Here is a 2,650-nt window from a genome sequence, read left to right as displayed (position 1 = left end):
CACGGCGGGCAACGAGCCGACGGCCGCATGCACGCAGGGCGGGGCATGCCGCGCCCTGCGTGTTTCACTCCTTCAACCGCAACGCTCAGAACTTGGCGGTGAACTCCACGCCGTAGGTGCGCGGTTCGTTGAGGAAGCCGGTGAGGTTGTTGAAGTCGATCGCCCCGACCACGCGGGTCTGGTTGGTCAGGTTGCGGCCGAACACCGCCACGTCGTACTGGCCGTAGGCCCAGTTGTAGCCCACCCGCAGGCCGCCCTCCAGCGAGCTGCGGCTGCGGAACTCCGGCGACTCGTACAGGAAGAAATTGACCGGGCTGCGATAGGCCCAGTCGGTGTAGGCATACAGCTCGCTGGCATCGGTGAGCGGGAAGCCGGCACGCAGGGTCAGGTTGTGGATCCACTTGGGCGCCTGCGGCAGCGGGTTGCCGTTGACCAGCGCATAGGTGCCGCCGTTGATGATCGTGGTCGGATCGGTGATCGTGCAGCCACCGCCACAGATCGCCACGGCCAGATCCTTGTCCTTGATCTGCGTGTCGTTGTAGCTGCTGCCCAGGGTCAGCAGCACGGTGTCGGTCAGGTAGGCCTCGAAGTCGAGCTCCACACCTTGGCCGATGGTCTTGTCGGCATTGAGCAACGTGGCGGTGTTGTTGCTGCCGCCCACCGCGATCAACTGCTGGCCATCGACGTGGTAGCGGAACACGTTGAAGCCCAGCCGGGCGCGACGGTCGAACAGGTCGGCCTTGATACCGGCTTCATAGGAGATCACCGTCTCCGAATCGGCCTGCGAGACGCCACCGAAGGCCAGCCGGCCCTGGATGGACGGCGCGCGGAAGCCCTTGGCCGCCCGCGCATAGACGTTGAGGTTGTCGTTGAGCTGGTAGACGCCACTCAGGTCCCAGCTGACATCATCCACATCGGTAGCGGCGATGTACGGGCCACTGACCGGAGTACCGAACGGCACGGCCTGCAGCACGCTGGCGGTGAAATCCTTCTTGTCCTGGGTGTAGCGCACGCCGCCACGCAGCTTGAACTTCTGGGTCACGTCGAAATCGCCGGAGGCGAACACCGCCCACGCCTTGTTGCGCTGGCTCTGCACGGCGTGGCCGGTCTGCGGATTGCCCGGGCTCAACGAGTCGTAGTTGAAGCTGTCGATGGTGACGTCTTCATCGAAATAGAACACGCCGGCCTGCCAGTCGAAACGGCCCCACTCGTTGGATTCGACGCGGAATTCCTGGGTGATCTGGCGGTGGTCGGGCAGGCCGTCCATCGATTCGGCGGCAAACGGGATGAAGCCCGGGCCGGACACCGGCAGGAAGGCGGCGCCATAGCCGCCATCGATGTCGCCACGGTTCTGCGATTTGGCCGTTTCATAGCCGCTGATCGAGTACAGCGTGAGCTTGCCCAGATCCCATTTCAGGCGGGCGCTGCCACCCCAGGTTTCCAGCTCGGAATAGTTCACGCCATCGAGCGCGACCTTGTCACGGTCGAAATCCTCGACCAGCGCGTTGCTGCCCGGCTGGAGGATGTTGGCGCGGAACAGGCGCGCGGTGCCGTTGAGCTTGCGCTTGTGCAGGTTGAACAGGCCTTCGAAGGCATCCCCCTCGTACAGGAACTGCACGCGGGCGGCCGCTTCGTCATAGCCCTCGAAGCCGTCGCTGGGCGCGTTGGCCAGGGTGTTGTCGACGTAGTCGTCGCGCCGCTGGTACAGCGCCGACACCCGCGCCGACCAGCGATCGGTCAACGGGCCGCCGTAGGCGCCCTGCGTGTTCCAGGTGTTGTAGCTGCCGTAGCCGACCTTGAGGTAGCCATCGGCGTCCTGCGCCGGACGGGCCGAATCGAACTTGACCACGCCGGCCGGGGTGTTGCGGCCGAACAGCGTGCCCTGCGGGCCGCGCAGCACTTCCACGCCGGCCAGATCGAACAGCGGGAAACCCTTCAGCAGCGGGTTTTCCTGCACCACATCGTCATACACCAGCGACACCGGCTGCGAGGCGTTGAGATCGAAATCGGTGTTGCCCAGGCCGCGGATATAGAACCGCGGGAACGCACGGCCATAGGACGACTCGATGTTCAGGCTGGGCACGCGCGCGGACAGGAAGCGGATGTCATCGCCGGCCGAGCCGAGCACATCGAGCTTCTCGCCCTGGATGGCGGTGATCGAGACCGGCACGTCCTTGGCGTTTTCCACACGACGCTGCGCGGTGACCTGCAGCGTATCGAGGGCGACGGCCTCCTTGGCCGGGGGGACGTCCTGGGCGGCGGCGGTCAACGGCAGCACGGCCAGCACAGCGACAAACAGCGGATGCGCAGCCGGCAGGCGGCCGCGGACGGTACGGGTCGGAGTCATGGCGGAGAAGGACCTGTTGGAGGAATGGGAACTGCGCCTGGCACGGGATTGTTGCAGCGCGGAATTCATGCCGCAAATCCCCGGCATTCAGCCGCATGACCTCTGTCAGCGGCGTGAAAGGCCGGCTATGCCTAGACTTGGCTTCCCTCATCCCTTACCAGGCAAAGCGCCATGACCCAGTGGTATTTCCATGTTCCCGGCCAGGCCGACCGCATCGGCCCGCTCGACGAGACCGCCGCGCGCCAGTTCGCGCAGGGCAATCACCAGGCGCTGGCCTGGCGCGAAGGCATGCAGGGCTGGCTG

At 65.5% G+C, this 2,650-nt stretch carries 2 protein-coding genes; one reads left to right on the top strand and one right to left on the bottom strand.

From position 1 onward, the window contains the following. Nucleotides 1-85: 85 nt before the first annotated feature. Nucleotides 86-2,347 carry a TonB-dependent receptor gene (locus tag JCM9942_RS13705; RefSeq protein WP_054660370.1) on the bottom strand — a complete coding sequence of 754 codons (2,262 nt, stop codon included), beginning with the start codon at nucleotides 2,345-2,347 and terminating at the stop codon, nucleotides 86-88. A gap of 171 nt (nucleotides 2,348-2,518) precedes the next feature. Here JCM9942_RS13705 and JCM9942_RS19160 point away from each other — a divergent pair. Beyond that, on the top strand, nucleotides 2,519-2,650 hold a 132-nt coding region (locus JCM9942_RS19160; protein WP_172675121.1), incomplete at its 3' end, for a GYF domain-containing protein.

Origin of the sequence: Stenotrophomonas pictorum JCM 9942, from assembly GCF_001310775.1 — a bacterium.
Lineage (GTDB): Bacteria > Pseudomonadota > Gammaproteobacteria > Xanthomonadales > Xanthomonadaceae > Stenotrophomonas > Stenotrophomonas pictorum.
This window is presented reverse-complemented; position numbering and strand designations above follow the sequence as displayed.